The 18484-nt window shown below is 66.4% G+C and carries 21 protein-coding genes; 20 read left to right on the top strand and 1 reads right to left on the bottom strand.

Going from position 1 to position 18484, the window contains the following annotated elements; all coding sequences use genetic code 11:
• The first annotated feature begins 2 nt into the window (after nt 1-2).
• From P9A17_RS07765 to P9A17_RS07735, 7 genes are read left to right on the top strand one after another with little or no spacing between them, the layout of a single operon-like run.
• Nucleotides 3-1199: an alpha/beta fold hydrolase gene (locus tag P9A17_RS07765; RefSeq protein WP_278037976.1), complete on the top strand. Its 1197-nt coding sequence runs from the start codon at nt 3-5 to the stop codon at nt 1197-1199.
• The gene (locus tag P9A17_RS07760; protein ID WP_278037975.1) at nt 1196-2398 is read left to right on the top strand and encodes a CoA transferase; all 1203 of its coding nucleotides are present in this window, start codon (nt 1196-1198) and stop codon (nt 2396-2398) included. Before P9A17_RS07765 ends, P9A17_RS07760 begins: the two co-directional genes overlap by 4 nt.
• Nucleotides 2395-3300, top strand: a complete 906-nt coding sequence (locus tag P9A17_RS07755) for a hydroxymethylglutaryl-CoA lyase (RefSeq protein WP_278037974.1) — start codon at nt 2395-2397, stop codon at nt 3298-3300. Before P9A17_RS07760 ends, P9A17_RS07755 begins: the two co-directional genes overlap by 4 nt.
• A gap of 2 nt (nt 3301-3302) precedes the next feature.
• Nucleotides 3303-3923, top strand: a complete 621-nt coding sequence (locus P9A17_RS07750; RefSeq protein ID WP_278037973.1) for a TetR/AcrR family transcriptional regulator — start codon at nt 3303-3305, stop codon at nt 3921-3923.
• Nucleotides 3924-3965: 42 nt separating this feature from the next.
• Nucleotides 3966-5207, top strand: coding sequence for an acyl-CoA dehydrogenase family protein (locus P9A17_RS07745; protein WP_278037972.1), 1242 nt, complete (start codon nt 3966-3968; stop codon nt 5205-5207).
• The gene (locus tag P9A17_RS07740; protein ID WP_278037971.1) at nt 5204-6175 is read left to right on the top strand and encodes a phosphotransferase family protein; all 972 of its coding nucleotides are present in this window, start codon (nt 5204-5206) and stop codon (nt 6173-6175) included. The genes P9A17_RS07745 and P9A17_RS07740 overlap by 4 nt, the downstream gene beginning before the upstream one ends.
• Nucleotides 6172-6510 carry a DUF6285 domain-containing protein gene (locus P9A17_RS07735; RefSeq protein WP_278037970.1) on the top strand — a complete coding sequence of 113 codons (339 nt, stop codon included), beginning with the start codon at nt 6172-6174 and terminating at the stop codon, nt 6508-6510. The genes P9A17_RS07740 and P9A17_RS07735 overlap by 4 nt, the downstream gene beginning before the upstream one ends.
• Nucleotides 6511-6516: 6 nt before the next feature.
• On the opposite strand, the gene P9A17_RS07730 is transcribed toward P9A17_RS07735, so the two are convergent.
• The gene (locus P9A17_RS07730) at nt 6517-7152 is read right to left on the bottom strand and encodes a class I SAM-dependent methyltransferase (RefSeq protein ID WP_278037969.1); all 636 of its coding nucleotides are present in this window, start codon (nt 7150-7152) and stop codon (nt 6517-6519) included.
• 40 nt (nt 7153-7192) lie between these two features.
• On the opposite strand from P9A17_RS07730, the gene P9A17_RS07725 reads away from it, so the two are divergent.
• From P9A17_RS07725 to nuoK, 13 genes are all read left to right on the top strand, one after another.
• The gene (locus tag P9A17_RS07725; protein WP_278037968.1) at nt 7193-7567 is read left to right on the top strand and encodes a nuclear transport factor 2 family protein; all 375 of its coding nucleotides are present in this window, start codon (nt 7193-7195) and stop codon (nt 7565-7567) included.
• Between the two features lie 68 nt (nt 7568-7635).
• The gene (locus tag P9A17_RS07720) at nt 7636-8055 is read left to right on the top strand and encodes a hypothetical protein (RefSeq protein WP_278037967.1); all 420 of its coding nucleotides are present in this window, start codon (nt 7636-7638) and stop codon (nt 8053-8055) included.
• A gap of 167 nt (nt 8056-8222) precedes the next feature.
• Nucleotides 8223-8597, top strand: coding sequence for an NADH-quinone oxidoreductase subunit A (locus tag P9A17_RS07715; RefSeq protein ID WP_278037966.1), 375 nt, complete (start codon nt 8223-8225; stop codon nt 8595-8597).
• Nucleotides 8588-9142 carry an NADH-quinone oxidoreductase subunit B gene (locus P9A17_RS07710; protein WP_024444722.1) on the top strand — a complete coding sequence of 185 codons (555 nt, stop codon included), beginning with the start codon at nt 8588-8590 and terminating at the stop codon, nt 9140-9142. Before P9A17_RS07715 ends, P9A17_RS07710 begins: the two co-directional genes overlap by 10 nt.
• A complete protein-coding gene (locus P9A17_RS07705; RefSeq protein WP_278037965.1) occupies nt 9139-9819 on the top strand; it encodes an NADH-quinone oxidoreductase subunit C in 681 nt (226 codons plus the stop codon). The genes P9A17_RS07710 and P9A17_RS07705 overlap by 4 nt, the downstream gene beginning before the upstream one ends.
• The gene (gene nuoD, locus P9A17_RS07700) at nt 9819-11162 is read left to right on the top strand and encodes an NADH dehydrogenase (quinone) subunit D (protein ID WP_278037964.1); all 1344 of its coding nucleotides are present in this window, start codon (nt 9819-9821) and stop codon (nt 11160-11162) included. Before P9A17_RS07705 ends, nuoD begins: the two co-directional genes overlap by 1 nt.
• Nucleotides 11159-12022, top strand: coding sequence for an NADH-quinone oxidoreductase subunit NuoE (gene nuoE, locus P9A17_RS07695; RefSeq protein ID WP_278037963.1), 864 nt, complete (start codon nt 11159-11161; stop codon nt 12020-12022). The genes nuoD and nuoE overlap by 4 nt, the downstream gene beginning before the upstream one ends.
• Entirely contained in the window at nt 12019-13335 is a 1317-nt protein-coding gene (nuoF, locus tag P9A17_RS07690) for an NADH-quinone oxidoreductase subunit NuoF (protein WP_278037962.1), read from the top strand. Before nuoE ends, nuoF begins: the two co-directional genes overlap by 4 nt.
• Nucleotides 13332-15719 carry an NADH-quinone oxidoreductase subunit G gene (locus P9A17_RS07685; protein ID WP_278037961.1) on the top strand — a complete coding sequence of 796 codons (2388 nt, stop codon included), beginning with the start codon at nt 13332-13334 and terminating at the stop codon, nt 15717-15719. Before nuoF ends, P9A17_RS07685 begins: the two co-directional genes overlap by 4 nt.
• Nucleotides 15716-16948, top strand: a complete 1233-nt coding sequence (gene nuoH, locus P9A17_RS07680) for an NADH-quinone oxidoreductase subunit NuoH (protein WP_278037960.1) — start codon at nt 15716-15718, stop codon at nt 16946-16948. The genes P9A17_RS07685 and nuoH overlap by 4 nt, the downstream gene beginning before the upstream one ends.
• A complete protein-coding gene (nuoI, locus tag P9A17_RS07675) occupies nt 16941-17483 on the top strand; it encodes an NADH-quinone oxidoreductase subunit NuoI (protein WP_278037959.1) in 543 nt (180 codons plus the stop codon). Before nuoH ends, nuoI begins: the two co-directional genes overlap by 8 nt.
• Nucleotides 17476-18192 (top strand): NADH-quinone oxidoreductase subunit J, encoded by a 717-nt coding sequence (locus P9A17_RS07670; RefSeq protein ID WP_278037958.1) that lies wholly within the window; start codon nt 17476-17478, stop codon nt 18190-18192. The genes nuoI and P9A17_RS07670 overlap by 8 nt, the downstream gene beginning before the upstream one ends.
• Nucleotides 18179-18478 carry an NADH-quinone oxidoreductase subunit NuoK gene (gene nuoK, locus P9A17_RS07665; RefSeq protein ID WP_278037957.1) on the top strand — a complete coding sequence of 100 codons (300 nt, stop codon included), beginning with the start codon at nt 18179-18181 and terminating at the stop codon, nt 18476-18478. The genes P9A17_RS07670 and nuoK overlap by 14 nt, the downstream gene beginning before the upstream one ends.
• The last annotated feature ends 6 nt before the right edge of the window (nt 18479-18484 follow it).

Genomic DNA, 18484 nt, shown 5'->3' with positions numbered 1-18484 from the left:
ACATGGCAACCACAACCGAGGCTCCCGTCAAGCACGAGTACGACCGGGTCCCCTATCTGGTTGCCTACCAGAACAATTCGGCTGTGCGCGACGTCTATGGCGGTGTCGCCGAGCTGGTCGTCCTGGAGAGCTACCTTCTGCGGCCGAAGACGCCGTCCGAAACCGTCCTGGTGTTCATGCACCCGATCGGCGGCGGTGCCTACCTGCCGATGATCAATGCGCTCGCCCGTGCCGGGCACCACGTCATCTACTGCAACAGCCGGTTCCGGGGCACCGACTCGGCGTTGCTGATGGAGAAGGTCGTGGAAGATCTCGGCGAGTGCATCAAGGACGCGAAGAACCGGCTCGGCTACTCGAAGGTGGTTCTCGCGGGCTGGAGCGGTGGCGGTTCGCTGTCGGTGTTCTATCAGCAGCAGGCTCAGAATCCGACGGTCACCGCGAGCCCGTCGGGCGACGGCCCTGACCTGACCCAGCTCGGGCTGATCCCGGCCGACGGCATCATGCTGCTCGCGGCCCACATCAGCAGGCACGGCACGATGACCGAGTGGATGGACGCGTCGATCCTCGACGAGGCCGATCCCACCAAGCGTGATCCCGAGCTGGATCTGTACAACCCCGACAATCCCAACCAGCCGCCCTACACGCAGGAATTCCTCGAGCGGTATCACCAGGCCCAGATCGCCCGGAATCGCCGAATAACGAAGTGGGTCAAGGACAAACTGGCCGAGCTGAAAGCTGCCGGTCGGCCTGACGACGAGTTCGCGTTCGTCGTGCACGGGACGATGGCCGATCCGCGCTGGCTTGATCCTGCCGTCGATCCGAACGAACGCACCCCCGGCACCTGTTATCTAGGTGATCCTCAGGTGGTGAACATGAGCCCCGTCGGGCTGGCGCGGTTCTGCACGCTGCGCAGCTGGCTTTCCCAGTGGAGCTATGACGACGCCAACGGTGACGCGGTCAAGGCCGGCCCCGACATCGCGGTGCCCGCGCTGGTCATCGGCAACCTCGCCGACGATGCATGTACTCCCAGCCATACCCGCAGAATCTTCGAAGCCATCGGGCACGAAGATAAGGAGATGCACGAGATCACCGGAGCCAACCACTACTACGCCGGCGCCGACCAGCGCGACAAACTGCGCGAGGCCGTCGGCATCGCCACCGACTGGCTCACGCGACACGGTTTCGCAGGCACCCGATGACGACGGGGCCGCTGGACGGCATCCGGGTCATCGAGGTCGGCACGCTGATCTCCGGCCCGTTCGCCGGACGACTGCTCGGGGACATGGGTGCCGAGGTCATCAAGATCGAACCTCCCGGCGCACCCGACCCGCTGCGCACGTGGGGGCAGGCCGAGCTGGAGGGCCATCACTTCTTCTGGACCGTGCACGCGCGAAACAAGAAAGCGATCACGCTGAACCTCCGGGTGCCTCAGGGACGGGAACTGTTCCTCGATCTCGTCGAGCGCAGCGACGTGATCGTCGAGAACTTCCGGCCGGGGACCCTGGAGAAGTGGGACCTCGGTTACGACGTTCTGCGCGAACGCAATCGCGGCATCGTCCTGGTGCGGGTCTCCGGATACGGACAGACCGGGCCGGACGCGCACAAGGCGGGGTACGCATCGGTCGCCGAAGCGGCCAGCGGGCTCCGTCACATGAACGGATTTCCCGGCGGTCCTCCCCCGCGGTTGGCGTTGTCCCTCGGGGACAGTCTGGCCGGCATGTTCGCCGTGCAGGGCGCACTCGCGGCGCTCTACCGCCGCTCGGTCACCGGGGAAGGTCAGATCGTCGATGCCGCGTTGACCGAATCCTGTTTGGCGGTGCAGGAATCGACGATCCCGGACTACGACGTCGGTGGGGTCGTGCGGGGACCGTCCGGTACCCGGTTGGAAGGGATCGCCCCGTCGAACATCTATCCGACCGCGGACGGCAGCTGGGTGGTGATCGCGGCCAACCAGGACACCGTGTTCCGCCGGTTGTGCGGGGCGATGGATCAACCCGAACTCGCCACGGACGAGCGGTTCTCCAACCACGTTGCGCGCGGCCGTCATCAGGACGAACTCGACAAGATCATCGGTGCCTGGGCGGCCGAACGCCAGCCCGCGGACATCATCGCGACGTTGTCTGCAGCCGGCGTCATCAGCGGGCCGATCAACACCGTCGCCGAAGTCGTCGAGGACCCTCAGCTGCAGGCTCGCGGGATGATCGCCGACCATTGGGACGATCGCATCGGGCGAAACGTCAAGGGTCCCGGCGTGGTACCGGTGCTGTCGGAGACGCCGGGCACCATCCGGTACGCCGGGTCGTCGCGGCCCGGCCAACACAACAGCGACGTCTACGGCGGCCTTCTCGGACGTAGTGAGGCCGAACTCGACGAGCTCCGGGCGGAGGGTGTGCTGTGAGTGAGCTCCCCACCCACGTCGATATCCGGGACGTGTCGATGCGCGACGGTCTGCAGATCGAGGAACCGATTCCGTTGTCTGCCAAGCTCGAACTGCTGGCCGCCGTCGCCGCGACCGGGGTGCGCGAGATGGAGGCGACGGCCTTCGTGTCGCCGTCGAAAGTGCCAGCCCTCGCCGACGCGGCCGAGCTGGCGGCCGAACTCTACAACTTCCCCGGCATCGAGTTCTCGGCACTGGTCGCCAGCCCCAACGGAGCAAAGCGCGCCATCGCCGCGGGTCTGGGTTCCATCGAGTACGTGGTATCGGCGGCCGACAGTCACAGCCGCGCCAATGTCGGCCGGTCCAGCGCCGAAGCGACCGCCCAGATTCCTGAGATCGTCGCGATCGCCCACGACAGCGACGTGACCGTGGAGGTCATCGTCGCCACTGCGTGGGACTGTCCCTTCGACGGGCCGACGGCGCCTCAGCGGGTGCTCGACATCGTCACGGCCGCAGTCGAAGCCGGCGTAGACCGCGTCGCCATCGCCGACACCATCGGCACCGCCACGCCGCGCCGGGTCTCCGACCTGATCGCCTTGGTGCGCCCGCTCATCGGCGACACCCCGCTGGGTGCGCACTTCCACAACACCCGCGGCGCCGGCCTGGCGAGCGCGTACGCGGCGGTCACCGCCGGAGTCACCCGGCTGGATGCATCGATCGGCGGGCTCGGCGGCTGCCCGTTCGCCCCGGGCGCCAGCGGCAACATCGCCACCGAAGATCTCACTTACCTGCTGCGCGACAGCGGTATTCACGTCGATGTCGATCTGGGCGCGGCCATCGCGGCGGCCGGCGTCGCGCAGAGGCTCGTGAACCACGGGCTGCCCAGCGCGCTGCTGCGCGCCGGCGACCGGATTTTGGGCTAGCGATGCCGCAGGCATCGTCGGAAGCGCTGAGCGCCAAGGGCCGCCAGACTCGGGACGCGATCGAGCAAGCAGCCCGGAAGCTCTTCGCCGAACGCGGCTTTCACGGCACCACGCTCAGCGACATCACGTCGGCGGCGGGCAAGTCACCTGCGGTGTTCTATCGGTACTTCACCGACAAAGAGGACCTGCTGGCCGCACTGGCCGAACGGTTCCTGCACGAGGTGGTCGCGCCGTCGGGTCTCAGCGTGTCCCTGCCACAATCCCCCGATGACGATGCGTTCTTCACCACGGTGGTCACCGGGTACTGGACGATGTTCAAACAGAACATCGGGATCATGATCGCCGTGGCCCAACTGGCGACTACCCAGCCGCGCTTCGCGCTGGTGCAGAACGAGTTCCGGCGCTTCGGCATGGACATCGTGGCAGCCTCGGTACGGCGCGCGCAGGAACAGGGCCACGGGGCCGAGCTCAACCCGGAACACACCGCGGCAGCCATCGCCCTGCTGTTCGAGAACTTCACCACCGTGTTCGTCGGAGCGTCCGGCCTCGGCGTGGACATGAACGATCAGGATGCGATCGCGACACTGTCGCGGATCTGGAAGAAAACGCTGTACGGGTACTGACCAGCCCTGTCCCAAAGACCGAAGACGTTCAAAGGAGAACCAGTGGATTTCAGCCTTCCCGACCACCTGCCTGGACTGCTGGCAGAGATGGACGCGTTCATCGAAGCCGAGATCAAACCTCTGGAGCGGGAGAACATCCAGTACTTCGATCAGCGACGCGAACACGCCCGCACCGATTGGGACAACGGCGGTACCCCGCGGCGGGAGTGGGAGGACCTGCTCGGCGAGATGCGCAGGCGCGCCGACGCGGCGGGCTGGTTGCGGTACGGGCTGCCGTCGCAGTTCGGCGGACGCGACGGCAGCAACATCGACATGGCTGTCATCCGAGAGCATCTGGCGCACAAGGGGCTCGGCCTCCACAACGACCTGCAGGACGAGTCGTCGATCGTCGGCAACTTCCCGCAGGTGATCATGATGGACCGGTTCGGCACCGACGATCAGAAGAAGGAATGGACCGACGCGCTGATCACCGGTGAACGATCCATGGCGTTCGGGCTCACCGAACCCAACCACGGCTCCGATGCCACGTGGCTGGAGACCACCGCCGTGCAGGACGGCAGCGACTGGGTGATCAACGGCGCCAAGCGATTCAACACCGGCGTGCATCGCGCCACCCACGACCTGGTTTTCGCGCGGACGTCCGGCGATCCGGGTCAGGCGCGCGGCATCAGCGCGTTCCTGGTCCCCACGGACGCACCGGGGTTCTCGGTGCCGTACTACTGGTGGACTTTCAACATGCCCACCGACCACGGCGAGGTGTTACTGGAGAATGTGCGGGTGCCTGCCGACGCGGTGCTCGGTGAGATCGACAGGGGTCTGGAGGTCGGTCAGACGTTCCTTCACGAGAACAGGATTCGCCAGGCGGCATCCAGTCTCGGAGCAGGCCAGTACTGCATCGACCGTGCCGTCGGCTATGCCAACGAGCGCAACGTATTCGGCAAACCGCTGGCGGTGAACCAGGCGGTGCAGTGGCCGCTGGTGGAACTGCAGACCGAGGCGCAGATGGTGCGGCTGCTGGTGCGCTTCGCCGCGTCCGAACTCGATCGCAACCATCACATGGAGGTCTCCGACAAGGTCTCGATGGCGAACTACCGGGCCAACCGCCTGGTGTGCGAGGCCGCCGACCGGGCGATGCAGGTGTTCGGTGGCGTCGGGTACAGCAGACACGAGCCGTTCGAACACATCTACCGCCACCACCGCCGCTACCGGATCACCGAGGGCGCGGAAGAAATCCAGATCCGGCGGGTGGCGCAGCGACTGTTCGGGTTCGGGAAGCGCGGGTGACGGCCGAGACGGCCTCGGCTCTGGCCGCGGTGCTGGCGCCGGCGCTCGGCGCCGCCGATATCGAAGATCTGCAGCGCCTCACCGGCGGCGCGAGCCGCACGACGTGGGCGTTCACCGCCGTGAACGACGACGGCAGGCACGCACTCATCCTGCGGACCGGCGCGCGGGACGACATCCACGCCAGCATGGAGCTGGAAGCCAAGGTGCAGCAGCGCGCTGCCGCGGTGGGCGCACCCGTCCCCCACATCCTCGCCGCCGACAACTCTCCTGCGGCCCTTGGCAATCCGTACCTGATCTGCAACGCCATCGGCGGTGAGACGATCGTGCGGCGGATCTTCCGCGGACTCGACGACGACGGCCGGGCACGGTTGCTCACCCAGTGCGCGAGCGCCCTGGCCGCCATCCATCGGGCCGACCCGTCCGGCATCGGCCTCACCACCCCCGACGAACTGGCCGGCTGGCGGACGAGGCTCGACGAAATCGGCGATACCACGGCAACTTTCGAATGGACCTTCCGCCGACTGAACGACGAGCGGCCCGATCCGTCGCCGATGGTGCTGGTCCACGGCGACTTCCGGATGGGCAACCTCATCGTCGACGAGTCCGGCCTGGCGGCCGTGCTCGACTGGGAACTCACCCACATCGGGGAGATCTACGAGGACCTCGCATGGTTCTGCATCAGAGCCTGGCGTTTCGGCGCACCCGAGACGCTCGGCGCGGGTGGACTCGGCAGCGTCGAGACGTTCCTGCGGGCGTACGAGGAAGCGTCGGGGAAGGAGTTGGACCGGCATGCCTTCCGATGGTGGCTGACGGTCGCGACACTGCGGTGGGGCGTCATCTGCCGGCATCAGGCCGAACGTCACCTGTCGGGCGAGTCACCGTCGGTCGAGCTCGCAGCGATCGGCAGGCGTGTCAGCGAGACGGAGTGGGACCTGCTGGACTTGCTGTCGGGAAGGGGACCTGAGTGAGCGGGCTGACGTCACGTCCCACTGCGGCCGAACTCATCGCTGCTGTCGCGGATTTCCTCGACAGTGACGTGCGCGCCGCCGGAGGGCAGGTGGGATTTCACGCGCGTGTGGCCGCCAACGTCCTGCGCATCGTCGAGCGGGAACTGCTCGACGACAGCGGCGAATCGGTCCGGACGGCGCTGGAGGGCCTCGGCTTCGCCGACGAGAAGTCACTGGCACACGCGATCCGCGACGGGCACCTCGACGATCGCTCCGACGAGGTGCTCGAATCCCTGCGAACGCTGGTCAGGCACCGGTTGTCGATCGACCATCCGGGGTACGCCGACGGGCCGTGACGCAGCTCAGAGCCTGCGCACCCGGACGAGCCAGGCCGGCTCGTCGACACGCGCCCCGACGTCGAGCCCGAGCGCTTCGGCGTGCATCTGGGTGACCACTCCCCGGTAGGTGGTCGTCGACAGTGATTCGATGTCCCAGCCCGCGCGGAAGCCGCCACGGATGTCGGCCTCGCTGACCTGCGGCCCGAACCCGCGTCCGGCGTCGGACAACGCCAACACGTGAACGATCGATCCGGGCCTTGTCGCGGCGTGCAGACTGGCCACGTAGGTGGCGCGATCTCCATCGTCGAAGATGTGGAACAGCGCGCTGTCCACGATCGTGTCGTAGATCGGGTCGTTCCGGAGATTCAGTGCGTCCGCCACCTCGAATCGGGCATCGACACCCTGCCCTCGGGCATTACGGCGGGCCTGGTCGACGGCGGTCGGCGCACCGTCGACGCCGATGACGTCGTATCCGGCGCGGGCCAGCAGGATCGTGTGCTCACCGGTCCCGCAGCCGATGTCGAGCACACGACCCGAGATGAGTCCGGCCCGCTCGAGCTCGACGACCGCCGGCTGCGGTTCGCCGATGACCCACGGGGGTGACTGGGCGGTGTCCTTGTAGAAGTCGTCGAAACGGGAGATGGTGGGAGTCAGGTCCATGGAGCCAGTGTTCAACCTGAACCGAAGTTGAGGTCAACCCATGCTCGACATTCAGACGGACGTCGCCGACCGCCTGTTCGGCGCCATCGAGCGCAGCGACATCGACGCGGTCTCGCACTTGTTCAGCCCCGACGTGGCGGTATGGAAGAGCGGTGACACCCGCGACAACGACCATCGGCGGTCCGTGAAGATCATCGAGTGGTTCATCACCTCCACCACCGACCGGCGCTACGAGATCCTGGACCGCCGACTCTTCGACGGCGGGTTCGTCCAGCAGCACGTCCTGCATGCCACCGCACGCTCTGGGCCGTCGATCGCAATGCGCGTGTGCATCGTCATCAAGGTCGGTAGCGACGGCCTGATCACCCGGATCGACGAGTATTTCGACCCTGCGGAGATCCAGCCGTTGCTGTAAGGCTCTCCGCGACAGTCATTTTCGCCAGTCGAGAGACGGCCTTGCGGCTCACGGCTAACATCGCGCCCATGGCTGTGCCATCCTCCGGGTCGTCGCGGACGCCAGAGCCGCTGCGGATTCTCGTGTACAGCGACAACCCGCGGACCCGCGAACAGGTCCAGCTGGCCCTGGGGAGGCGGATCCACCCGGAACTCCCCGAGCTGAATTACGTGGAGGTCGCCACCGGGCCCATGGTCATCCGGAAGATGGATGAGGGCGGATTCGATCTGGCTATTCTCGACGGCGAGGCCACCCCGGTCGGGGGCATGGGAATCGCCAAGCAACTCAAAGACGAGATCAACGACTGCCCACCGGTACTGGTGCTGACCGGACGCCCGGATGACGCCTGGCTGGCCAACTGGTCACGCGCGGAGGCGGCGGTTCCCCATCCCATCGACCCGATCCGGTTGGGCGACGCCGTCGTGTCGCTCCTGCGCCCGGTCGGATAGCCCGGCGAATAGCGAAAATTACTGGTGCACTTGCCCATTCGAGGCAGTGCGCTATCGCCGAATGGCGCCAGTAGCGATACTAACCAAAATGTGTGGCTTGCATCAAAAACAGGACTAGGGTGTGGGATAGCTCACATCGACAGCCCCCGAGGGAGCCGCTGCACAGTATGAATCTGTACACGCCAATCCTGGTGCTTGGTGCGATAGCTGCTGCATTCGCCATCGGATCGGTCGGAATAGCCCTGCTCATCGGTCCCAAGCGCTATAACCGCGCCAAGCTCGAGGCCTACGAATGCGGCATCGAGCCGATGGACGCCTCCGACCCCGCCGCCGCCGCGACAGCCCAGCGGTTCCCGATCCGCTACTACCTGACGGCGATGTTGTTCATCGTGTTCGACATCGAGATCGTCTTCCTCTACCCGTGGGCGGTGGCGTTCGACAGCCTCGGACTGTTTGCGCTGGTAGAGATGCTTCTTTTCATGGTCATCGTGTTCGTGGCCTACACCTACGTGTGGCGCCGGGGAGGCTTGCAATGGGATTAGAGGAAAAGCTTCCCGGCGGCATTCTGTTGTCGACGGTCGAGAAGGTCGCCGGGTATGTCCGCAAAGGCTCGTTGTGGCCGGCGACGTTCGGCCTGGCGTGCTGCGCCATCGAGATGATGGCCACCGCCGGGCCGCGATTCGACATCTCGCGGTTCGGGATGGAGCGGTTCTCGGCGACACCGCGACAGGCGGATCTGATGATCGTCGCGGGTCGCGTGAGCCAGAAGATGGCACCGGTGCTGCGTCAGATCTATGACCAGATGGCCGAGCCGAAGTGGGTTCTGGCGATGGGTGTCTGCGCGTCATCGGGCGGGATGTTCAACAACTACGCCGTGGTCCAGGGTGTCGACCACGTGGTGCCGGTCGACATCTATCTCCCCGGTTGCCCACCCCGGCCGGAGATGTTGTTGCACGCAATCCTGAAACTGCACGACAAGATTCAGGAGATGCCGCTCGGCGTGAACCGCGAGGAAGCCATCAGGGAGGCCGAACAGGCGGCGATGGCGGTGACTCCGACGATCGAGCTGAAAGGTCTGTTGCGATGACGGAGACCACCGGAAAGGACGCCCGGGAGATCATCGGTGTGCGGCGCGGCATGTTCGGCGCCAAGGGTTCTGGCGACACGTCGGGCTACGGCAGGCTGATCCGCCCGGTCGCGTTGCCGGGCAGCACCCCCAAGCCGTACGGCGGGTACTTCGATGACGTCGTCGACGCGCTGGCCGCCGCCCTCGGCGAGGACGGATTCGCCGAATCCATCGAGCGGGTCGTGGTGTATCGCGATGAGCTCACCCTCGAAGTCCATCGAGACCGCCTGGTCGAGGTGGCGCAGGCCCTGCGCAACGATCCGGCCCTGCGTTTCGAACTGTGTCTGGGCGTCAACGGTGTGCACTATCCCGACGACGCAGGCCGCGAGTTGCATGCGGTATATCCGTTGATGTCGATCACCCACAACCGCCGGATCCGCGTGGAAGTGGCCGCCCCCGACAGCGATCCGCACATCCCGTCGTTGTTCGGCGTCTACCCGACCACCGACTGGCACGAGCGCGAAACCTACGACTTCTTCGGCATTCTCTTCGACGGGCATCCGTCGCTGACCCGGATCGAGATGCCCGACGACTGGGTGGGTCACCCCCAGCGCAAGGACTATCCGCTCGGCGGAATTCCGGTCGAGTATCACGGCGCCGAGATCCCGCCGCCCGACGAGCGGAGGGCTTACAGCTGATGACCATCTCAGAACCGCCCGAGCGGGTCGTCGTCGTCGGCGGCCAGGACTGGGACCAAGTGGTCACTGCCGCAAGGCAAATGTCCTCCCGGCCGGGCAACGCGGCGGAGAACGCCGGCGAACGCATCGTTGTCAACATGGGCCCCCAGCATCCGTCGACGCACGGGGTGCTGCGCCTCATCCTGGAGATCGAGGGCGAGACGATCGTCGAGGCGCGCTGCGGTATCGGGTATCTGCACACCGGTATCGAGAAGAACCTGGAATACCGCACCTGGACGCAAGGCGTCACGTTCGTCACCCGGATGGATTACCTGTCACCGTTTTTCAACGAGACGGTGTACTGCCTCGGCGTGGAGAAGCTACTCGGGGTCACCGATGCGATCCCGGAACGGGCATCGGTGATCCGGGTGATGATGATGGAGCTCAACCGGATCTCCAGTCACCTGGTCGCGCTGGCCACCGGCGGGATGGAACTCGGCGCGATGACCGCGATGTTCCTCGGGTTCCGGGAACGCGAGCTGATCCTGTCGGTGTTCGAGACCATCACCGGGCTTCGGATGAACAACGCCTACGTCCGTCCGGGAGGTGTGGCGGCCGACCTGCCCGACGAAGGCCTGCCTCAGGTCCGGGATCTCCTCAAGCTGCTGCCGACGCGCCTGCGCGACATGGAGAATCTGCTCAACGAGAACTACATCTGGAAGGCTCGGACGCAAGGCATCGGCTACCTCGATCTGACCGGATGCATGGCGCTGGGCATCACGGGACCGGTGCTGCGCTCCACCGGCCTACCGCACGACCTGCGCAAGTCACAGCCGTACTGCGGTTACGAAACCTACGATTTCGACGTCATCACCGACGACCAATGTGATTCCTACGGCCGCTATCTGATTCGTGTCAAGGAGATGCGCGAATCCATCAAGATCGTCGAGCAGTGTGTGGAACGTCTTGACCGACTTGCGGGGCAGCCGGTGATGATCGAGGACAAGAAGCTTGCGTGGCCTGCCGATCTGAAGGTCGGGCCCGACGGTCTCGGCAACTCCCCCGAGCACATCGCCAAGATCATGGGCCACTCGATGGAAGGCCTGATCCACCACTTCAAGCTGGTCACCGAGGGCATCCGGGTTCCCGCCGGCCAGGTCTACGTCGCGGTCGAGTCACCGCGCGGCGAGCTGGGTGTCCACATGGTCTCCGACGGCGGGACGCGACCCTATCGGGTGCACTACCGGGATCCGTCGTTCACGAATCTTCAGGCGGTGGCGGCGATGTGCGAGGGAGGCATGGTCGCCGATGCGATCACGGCGGTGGCGTCGATCGATCCGGTGATGGGCGGGGTGGACAGGTGACGGTATTCCTCGATCTCGGCCAGCGGCCCGACGAACCAGGCCCCCCGATCCACGGTCTGGCGACCTACCCTGCCGATGTCACCGAGCGTCTGGCAACCGACGCCGCGACGATCGTCGGCCGATACCCTCAGGCCAGATCGGCACTGCTTCCGTTGCTGCACCTCGTTCAGTCCGAGGACGGATGCCTGACCCCGGCCGGAATCGGCTTCTGTGCGCGCCAATTGGACTTGACCGAGGCTGAGGTCACGGCGGTCGCGACGTTCTACTCGATGTACCGCCGCACGCCGACGGGCGACTACCTCGTCGGGGTGTGCACCAACACGCTGTGCGCCATCATGGGGGGTGACGCGATTCTGGACAGTCTGGAGAGCCATCTGGACATCGCGCCGGGCCAGACCACTGCAGACGGCCGGATCACGCTAGAGCACGTCGAGTGCAACGCGGCCTGCGATTACGCGCCGGTGGTGATGGTCAACTGGGACTTCTTCGACAATCAGACCCCGTCGTCGGTACGCGATCTCGTCGATGCGCTGCGCACCGGTGAGATCCCGCAGCCGTCGCGCAGCGGTTCGCTGTGCACGTTCCGCGAGACCGCGAGAACACTTGCCGGACTGAGCGATACCGCCGCTGCCGGTGGCGGTCCGGTCGGGAACGCCACCCTCGCAGGCTTGCAATACGCGCAGGCGCACGACATGACTGCGCCCGAACCCGGCGCCGCGAGCGATTCGTCCGACGCCCCGAGCGACGAGGCGGTCGCGGCCGAGTCCACAAGAGACGAACCGGCGCCCGCGCCGGAAGCCAGTGTCCCGGCGCGCTCGTCGACACCGGAAACCGACCCCGGATCGGCGGATTCGCGATGACTCCGTTGACACCGGTGCTCAGCCGCTTCTGGGACGAACCGCAGCCTTGGACGTTGGACACGTACCGACGCCACGGCGGGTACCAGGCGCTGGAACGCGCGCTGGCGATGAGCCCCGACGACGTGATCACCACGGTGAAGGATTCCGGACTGCGCGGCCGAGGTGGCGCGGGATTCCCGACGGGCACGAAGTGGTCGTTCATCCCGCAGGGCGATGAGGGCGCTGCCGCCAAACCGCACTACCTGGTGATCAATGCGGACGAGTCGGAACCTGGTACGTGTAAAGACATTCCGCTGATGATGACGACGCCGCATTTCCTGGTGGAGGGTGCGATCATCGCGGCGTACGCCATCCGCGCCCATCACGCGTTCATCTATCTGCGGGGTGAGGTCGTGCCGGTGCTGCGGCGGCTGCAGGCAGCTGTCGCGGAGGCCTATGCGGCCGGGCATCTGGGGTCCGACATCCACGGTTCCGGGTTCGACCTGGACCTGATCGTGCATGCCGGTGCGGGCGCCTACATCTGCGGAGAGGAGACAGCGCTGCTGGACTCTCTGGAAGGCCGCCGCGGTCAGCCCCGGTTACGCCCGCCGTTTCCCGCCGTCGCGGGGCTCTACGCGTGCCCGACGGTGGTCAACAACGTCGAGTCGATCGCCAGCGTGCCGCCGATCCTGCTCAACGGCGTCGACTGGTTCCGCTCGATGGGATCGGAGAAGTCCCCCGGTTTCACGCTGTATTCACTGTCGGGTCACGTCACCACACCGGGCCAGTACGAGGCACCGCTGGGCATCACGCTGCGCGAGCTTCTCGACTACGCGGGCGGCGTGCGCGCCGGACACGAGTTGAAGTTCTGGACGCCGGGCGGCTCGTCGACACCGCTGCTGACCGCCGAGCACCTCGATGTGCCACTGGATTACGAAGGCATGGCCAAGGTCGGCTCGATGCTCGGCACGAAGGCGCTGCAGATCTTCGACGAGACCACCTGCGTGGTGCGGGCGGTGCGCCGATGGACGCAGTTCTACGCCCACGAGTCGTGCGGCAAGTGCACCCCGTGCCGGGAGGGTACGTACTGGCTGGCGCAAATCTACGAACGGTTGGAGACCGGCCGTGGCACCGAGGCCGATCTCGACAAGCTCCTCGACATCGCCGACAGCATCTTCGGCAAGTCGTTCTGCGCGTTGGGTGACGGCGCGGCAAGCCCGATCGTGTCCTCCATCAAGTACTTCCGCAGCGAGTACGAGGCGCACCTCGCAGACGGCTGCCCGTTCGACCCGTACGCCTCGATGCTGGCCGCACCGGAAGGGGTGGGTGCATGACGCTCGCTGAGAGCAGCCCGGACGCGCCGCCGGTCGAAATGGTGACGCTGACGATCGACGACCACGAGATCTCGGTTCCCAAGGGCACCTTGGTGATTCGCGCCGCCGAGCTGATGGGCGTCCAGATCCCGCGGTTCTGCGACCACCCGCTGCTCGATCCTGTCGGCGCATGCCGGCAGTGCCTGGTGGAAGTCGAAGGGCAGCGAAAGCCGTTGGCGTCGTGCACGACCACGGTCGCGCCTGACATGGTGGTACGCACCCAGTACACCTCCGAGGCGGCCGACAAGGCGCAGCACGGTGTCATGGAGCTGCTGCTCATCAACCACCCGCTCGACTGCCCGGTCTGCGACAAGGGCGGCGAGTGCCCGCTGCAGAACCAGGCGATGTCGAACGGACGCGTCGAAACCCGGTTCGAGGACGTCAAGCGCACCTTCCCGAAACCGATCAACATCTCCTCGCAGGTGCTGCTCGACCGCGAACGCTGCGTCCTGTGCGCGCGATGCACCCGATTCTCCGACCAGATCGCCGGGGACCGCTTCATCGACCTCATGGAACGCGGTGCGCTCCAACAGGTCGGCATCGCGCCCGGCGAACCGTTCCAGTCGTACTACTCCGGCAACACCGTGCAGATCTGCCCGGTCGGTGCGCTGACCGGAACGGCCTACCGGTTCCGAGCGCGGCCGTTCGACCTCGTGTCCAGTCCCAGCGTCTGCGAACACTGCGCCTCCGGCTGCGCGCAGCGCACCGACCACCGGCGCGGAAAAGTGTTGCGCCGCCTCGCCGGTGACGAACCCGAGGTCAACGAGGAGTGGAACTGCGACAAGGGCCGGTGGGCCTTCACCTACGCCACCGTCGGTGACCGGATCACCACCCCGCTGCTGCGTAACGACGACGGCTCGCTGCGTCCCGCGTCATGGTCCGAGGCACTGCACGTGGCCGGCACGGGTCTGGTGGCCGCCGGAGAGAGCACCGGTGTGCTAGTCGGCGGCCGGTCGACGTCGGAGGAGGCGTACGCGTACGCCAAGTTCGCTCGAATTGTGCTGAATACCAACGACATCGACTTCAGGTCGCGGCCCCACAGCGCCGAAGAGGCCGACTTCCTCGCCGCGCACATCGCGGGCAGGCCGATGACCGTGACGTATGCCGCGCTGGAGAAGGCACCCGCGGTGCTGCTCGCCGGGCTGGAGCCCGAGGAGGAGTCCCCGATCGTCTTCCTGCGGTTGCGCAAGGCGGTCCGCAAGCGGGGCCTTCGGGTGATGTCGGTGGCGCCGCTGGCCACCCGCAGCCTCGGCAAGCTGTCGGGACGGTTGATCAGGACCGCACCCGGGTCGGAGGCTGCGGCGCTGGACAGTCTGGCCGGCGACGAACTCCTGACGATGCCAGGGGCGTTGATCCTGCTCGGCGAGCGGCTCGCAACCTCGCCCGGTGCGCTGTCCGCCGCCGCCCGACTCGCTGAGGCGACCGGTGCGCAGATCGCGTGGATCCCCCGCCGTGCCGGCGACCGCGGCGCCGTCGAAGCGGGCGCGATGCCCAATCTGTTGCCGGGCGGTCGGCCGCTGGCAGATACGAGCGCCCGCGAACAGGTCGCTGCGGCGTGGAACGTCGACGACCTCCCCAGCGCGCCCGGACGCGATACCGCGGGAATCCTGGGGGCCGCGCGCGAGGGCACGCTGGCCGCACTTCTGGTCGGTGGCGTCGAGCTCGCCGACCTTCCCGATCCGGCCGCGGCACTGGCGGCGATCGACAACACGCCGTTCGTCGTCGCCCTCGAGCTGCGGCACAGCGCGGTCACCGAGCGTGCCGATGTGGTGTTCCCGGTCGCCCCCGTGGTCGAGAAGGCAGGGTCGTTCCTCAACTGGGAGGGCCGGATCCGGCCGTTCGAACCGTCCCTGCACACCAACGCCGTGACGGATCTGCGGGTGTTGACGTTCCTGGCCGACGAGATCGGGGTGGACCTCGGTATCCCGACCGCCGCGGCGGCCGCCGACGAAAGGGCCCGTCTCGGGCTGTGGTCGGGTGGGCGAGGCGACACGCCGCAGACCGATCCGTCTCCGGCCACACCGGCCAGCGGGCAGGCCGTGCTCGCCGGCTGGCGGATGCTTCTGGACTCCGGGCGGCTGCAGGACGGTGAGCCCTACCTGGCCGGGACGGCGCGCACGCCCGCCGCCCGGCTGTCGGAGGGCACCGCGGCCGAGATCGGGGTGCTGGACGGCCAATTGGTGACCGTCAGCACCGAGCGCGGCGCCATCACGCTACCGCTGCAGGTCACGGACATGGATGACCGCGTGGTGTGGTTGCCGTTGAACTCCCCCGGCAGCCACGTGCACGAAACGCTGGGTGTCACAGCGGGAGCCGTGGTGTCGATCGGGCAGGCAAGCGCATGACATATCCCGATCCGACACTGTTCGGGCACGACCCGTGGTGGCTCATCCTGGCCAAGTCGCTCGGAATCTTCGTCTTCCTGCTGCTGACCGTGCTCGCAGCCATCCTCATCGAACGAAAGATCCTCGGCCGCATGCAGTTGCGGTTCGGGCCGAACCGGGTCGGGCCGCGCGGCCTGCTGCAGTCGCTGGCCGACGGCGTCAAACTCGCCCTCAAGGAGGGTCTGATCCCGGCGGGTGTCGACAAGTGGATCTACCTTGCCGCGCCGGTGATCTCGGTGATCCCGGCGTTCATGGCGTTCGCGGTGATTCCCCTGGGTGGTGAGGTGTCGATCTTCGGGCACCGCACCGCACTGCAGCTGACGGACCTCCCCGTCGCGGTGCTCTACATTCTGGCGGTCACGTCGATCGGGGTGTACGGCATCGTGTTGGCCGGCTGGGCATCCGGATCGGTGTATCCCTTGCTGGGCGGGCTGAGGTCCTCGGCGCAGGTGGTGTCGTACGAGATCGCGATGGCGCTGTCGTTCGCCGCGGTGTTCATCTACTCCGGGACGATGTCGACCTCGGGGATCGTCGCCGCGCAGAACGACACCTGGTACATCTTCCTGCTGCTTCCGTCGTTCCTCGTGTACCTGACGTCGATGGTCGGCGAAACCAACCGTGCGCCTTTCGATCTGCCCGAGGCCGAAGGCGAGCTCGTCGGCGGCTTCCACACCGAATATTCGTCGCTGAAGTTCGCGATGTTCATGCTCGCCGAGTACGTCAACATGACGACGGTCTCGGCGCTGGCCACCACGCTGTTCCTCGGGGGCTGGCATGCGCCGTGGCCGATCAGCCTCTGGGAAGGAGCCAACTCCGGATGGTGGCCGCTGCTGTGGTTCACCGCCAAGGTCTGGCTGTTCCTGTTCGTCTTCATGTGGCTGCGCGCGACTCTGCCGCGGATGCGCTACGACCAGTTCATGGCGCTGGGCTGGAAGATCCTGATTCCGGCGTCGCTGGGCTGGATCGCGATCGTCGCCGCCACGCACACGTTGCAAAACCAGGGCTACCAGGCGTGGGCGACAGCGTTGATCGGCCTGGCGATCGTCGCCGTCGTTCTCGCCGCACTGATCGGTTGGAGATCTTTGCGGGCCAAACGTATTCGGAAGACTCCGCAAGCCCCGGTCCCGGTGGCCGACGATGGCGCGTTCCCCGTGCCGCCGATGCCAATGAAGGAGCATGCCGATGCCTAAGATCCGCGAGGCGCTTGCCGGGTTCGGTGTCACGTTCGGTTCGATGTTCAAGAAGCCGGTGACCGAGGAGTATCCCGAGAAGCCCGGCCCGGTGGCCAAGCGCTACCACGGCCGCCACCAACTCAACCGGTACGCCGACGGGCTGGAGAAATGCATCGGCTGCGAGCTGTGCGCCTGGGCCTGCCCGGCGGATGCGATCTTCGTCGAAGGCGCCGACAACACTGAGGCCGAACGGTTTTCGCCCGGAGAACGATACGGCCGGGTGTACCAGATCAACTATCTGCGCTGCATCGGATGCGGTCTGTGTATCGAGGCGTGCCCCACCCGGGCGCTGACGATGACCAACGAGTACGAGATGGCCGACGACAACCGGGCCGACCTGATCTACGGCAAGGACAAGCTGCTGGCCCCGCTCAAACCCGGGATGGAGGCTCCCCCGCACGCCATGGCACCTGGCTGCACCGACGACGACTACTACCGGGGCAATGTCCTGGGCAGTATCGCGCCTGCTGCGACGGAGGCCACCAATGGGTGAAACGATCCTGTTCTGGGCCCTGGCTCTGGTGTCGGTGGCCGGCGCGCTCGGTGTGGTCGCCGCTCCGAAGGCGGTGTACTCGGCGATCTCGCTGGCCACGACGATGATCGCGCTGGCAGTGCTGTATATCGCCCAGGACGCACCGTTCCTCGGCGTCGTGCAGATCGTCGTCTACACGGGTGCGGTCATGATGCTGTTCCTGTTCGTCGTGATGCTCATCGGCGTGGATTCGTCCGAATCGCTGGTGGAAACCCTTCGGGGACAACGGGTCGCGGCGATGGGGGTCGGTCTCGGCTTCGGCATCCTGCTCGTCGCGGGGATCGGCAACGTCTCGGTCGCGGGGTTCATCGGGCTCGATCAGGCCAATGCGGCCGGCAACGTCGAAGGCCTGGCCGCACTGATCTTCACGCAGTACCTGTGGGCATTCGAGTTGACCGGCGCCCTGTTGATCACGGCCGCGCTGGGCGCCATGGTGCTCGCACACCGGGAACGCTTCGAGCGCCGCAAGACTCAGCGAGAGCTGGCCGTGGAGCGCTTCGCCCCCGGCGGGCATCCCACGACGCTGCCCAATCCCGGTGTCTATGCGCGGCACAACGCCGTCGACGTGCCTGCCCGACTCCCCGACGGATCGGGTTCGGAACTGTCGGTGAGTGCGATCCTGCAGATCCGCCCGGTGCCGGCCGATAGGGGTGGCGATGAATCCCGATAACTATTTGTACCTGTCGGCGCTGTTGTTCACGATCGGCGCAGCCGGAGTGCTGTTGCGGCGCAACGCCATCGTCATGTTCATGTGCGTCGAACTGATGCTCAACGCCGCCAACCTCGCCTTCGTCGCGTTCTCCCGCATCCACGGGCATCTCGACGGCCAGGTGGTCGCGTTCTTCACGATGGTGGTCGCCGCGTGTGAGGTCGTGATCGGCCTGGCGATCATCATGACGATCTTCCGGACCCGGCGCTCCGCCAGCGTCGACGCAGCCAGCCTCCTGAAAAACTGAGGGCCG

It is taken from the genome of Mycobacterium sp. 236(2023) (assembly GCF_029623955.1).
Lineage (GTDB): Bacteria > Actinomycetota > Actinomycetes > Mycobacteriales > Mycobacteriaceae > Mycobacterium.
Note: the sequence above shows the minus strand (reverse complement) of the source record. Positions and strands in the feature narration are given on the sequence as shown.

What these genes read in the sequence shown, in the direction of transcription:
- P9A17_RS07765 (WP_278037976.1), top strand. Translation starts at nt 3, where the DNA reads ATGGCAACCACAACCGAGGCTCCCGTCAAGCACGAGTACGACCGGGTC.
- P9A17_RS07760 (WP_278037975.1), top strand. Translation starts at nt 1,196, where the DNA reads ATGACGACGGGGCCGCTGGACGGCATCCGGGTCATCGAGGTCGGCACG.
- P9A17_RS07750 (WP_278037973.1), top strand. Translation starts at nt 3,303, where the DNA reads ATGCCGCAGGCATCGTCGGAAGCGCTGAGCGCCAAGGGCCGCCAGACT.
- P9A17_RS07730 (WP_278037969.1), bottom strand. Translation starts at nt 7,152, where the DNA reads ATGGACCTGACTCCCACCATCTCCCGTTTCGACGACTTCTACAAGGAC.
- P9A17_RS07725 (WP_278037968.1), top strand. Translation starts at nt 7,193, where the DNA reads ATGCTCGACATTCAGACGGACGTCGCCGACCGCCTGTTCGGCGCCATC.
- P9A17_RS07720 (WP_278037967.1), top strand. Translation starts at nt 7,636, where the DNA reads ATGGCTGTGCCATCCTCCGGGTCGTCGCGGACGCCAGAGCCGCTGCGG.
- P9A17_RS07715 (WP_278037966.1), top strand. Translation starts at nt 8,223, where the DNA reads ATGAATCTGTACACGCCAATCCTGGTGCTTGGTGCGATAGCTGCTGCA.
- P9A17_RS07710 (WP_024444722.1), top strand. Translation starts at nt 8,588, where the DNA reads ATGGGATTAGAGGAAAAGCTTCCCGGCGGCATTCTGTTGTCGACGGTC.
- P9A17_RS07705 (WP_278037965.1), top strand. Translation starts at nt 9,139, where the DNA reads ATGACGGAGACCACCGGAAAGGACGCCCGGGAGATCATCGGTGTGCGG.
- nuoD (WP_278037964.1), top strand. Translation starts at nt 9,819, where the DNA reads ATGACCATCTCAGAACCGCCCGAGCGGGTCGTCGTCGTCGGCGGCCAG.
- nuoF (WP_278037962.1), top strand. Translation starts at nt 12,019, where the DNA reads ATGACTCCGTTGACACCGGTGCTCAGCCGCTTCTGGGACGAACCGCAG.
- P9A17_RS07685 (WP_278037961.1), top strand. Translation starts at nt 13,332, where the DNA reads ATGACGCTCGCTGAGAGCAGCCCGGACGCGCCGCCGGTCGAAATGGTG.
- nuoH (WP_278037960.1), top strand. Translation starts at nt 15,716, where the DNA reads ATGACATATCCCGATCCGACACTGTTCGGGCACGACCCGTGGTGGCTC.
- nuoI (WP_278037959.1), top strand. Translation starts at nt 16,941, where the DNA reads ATGCCTAAGATCCGCGAGGCGCTTGCCGGGTTCGGTGTCACGTTCGGT.
- P9A17_RS07670 (WP_278037958.1), top strand. Translation starts at nt 17,476, where the DNA reads ATGGGTGAAACGATCCTGTTCTGGGCCCTGGCTCTGGTGTCGGTGGCC.
- nuoK (WP_278037957.1), top strand. Translation starts at nt 18,179, where the DNA reads ATGAATCCCGATAACTATTTGTACCTGTCGGCGCTGTTGTTCACGATC.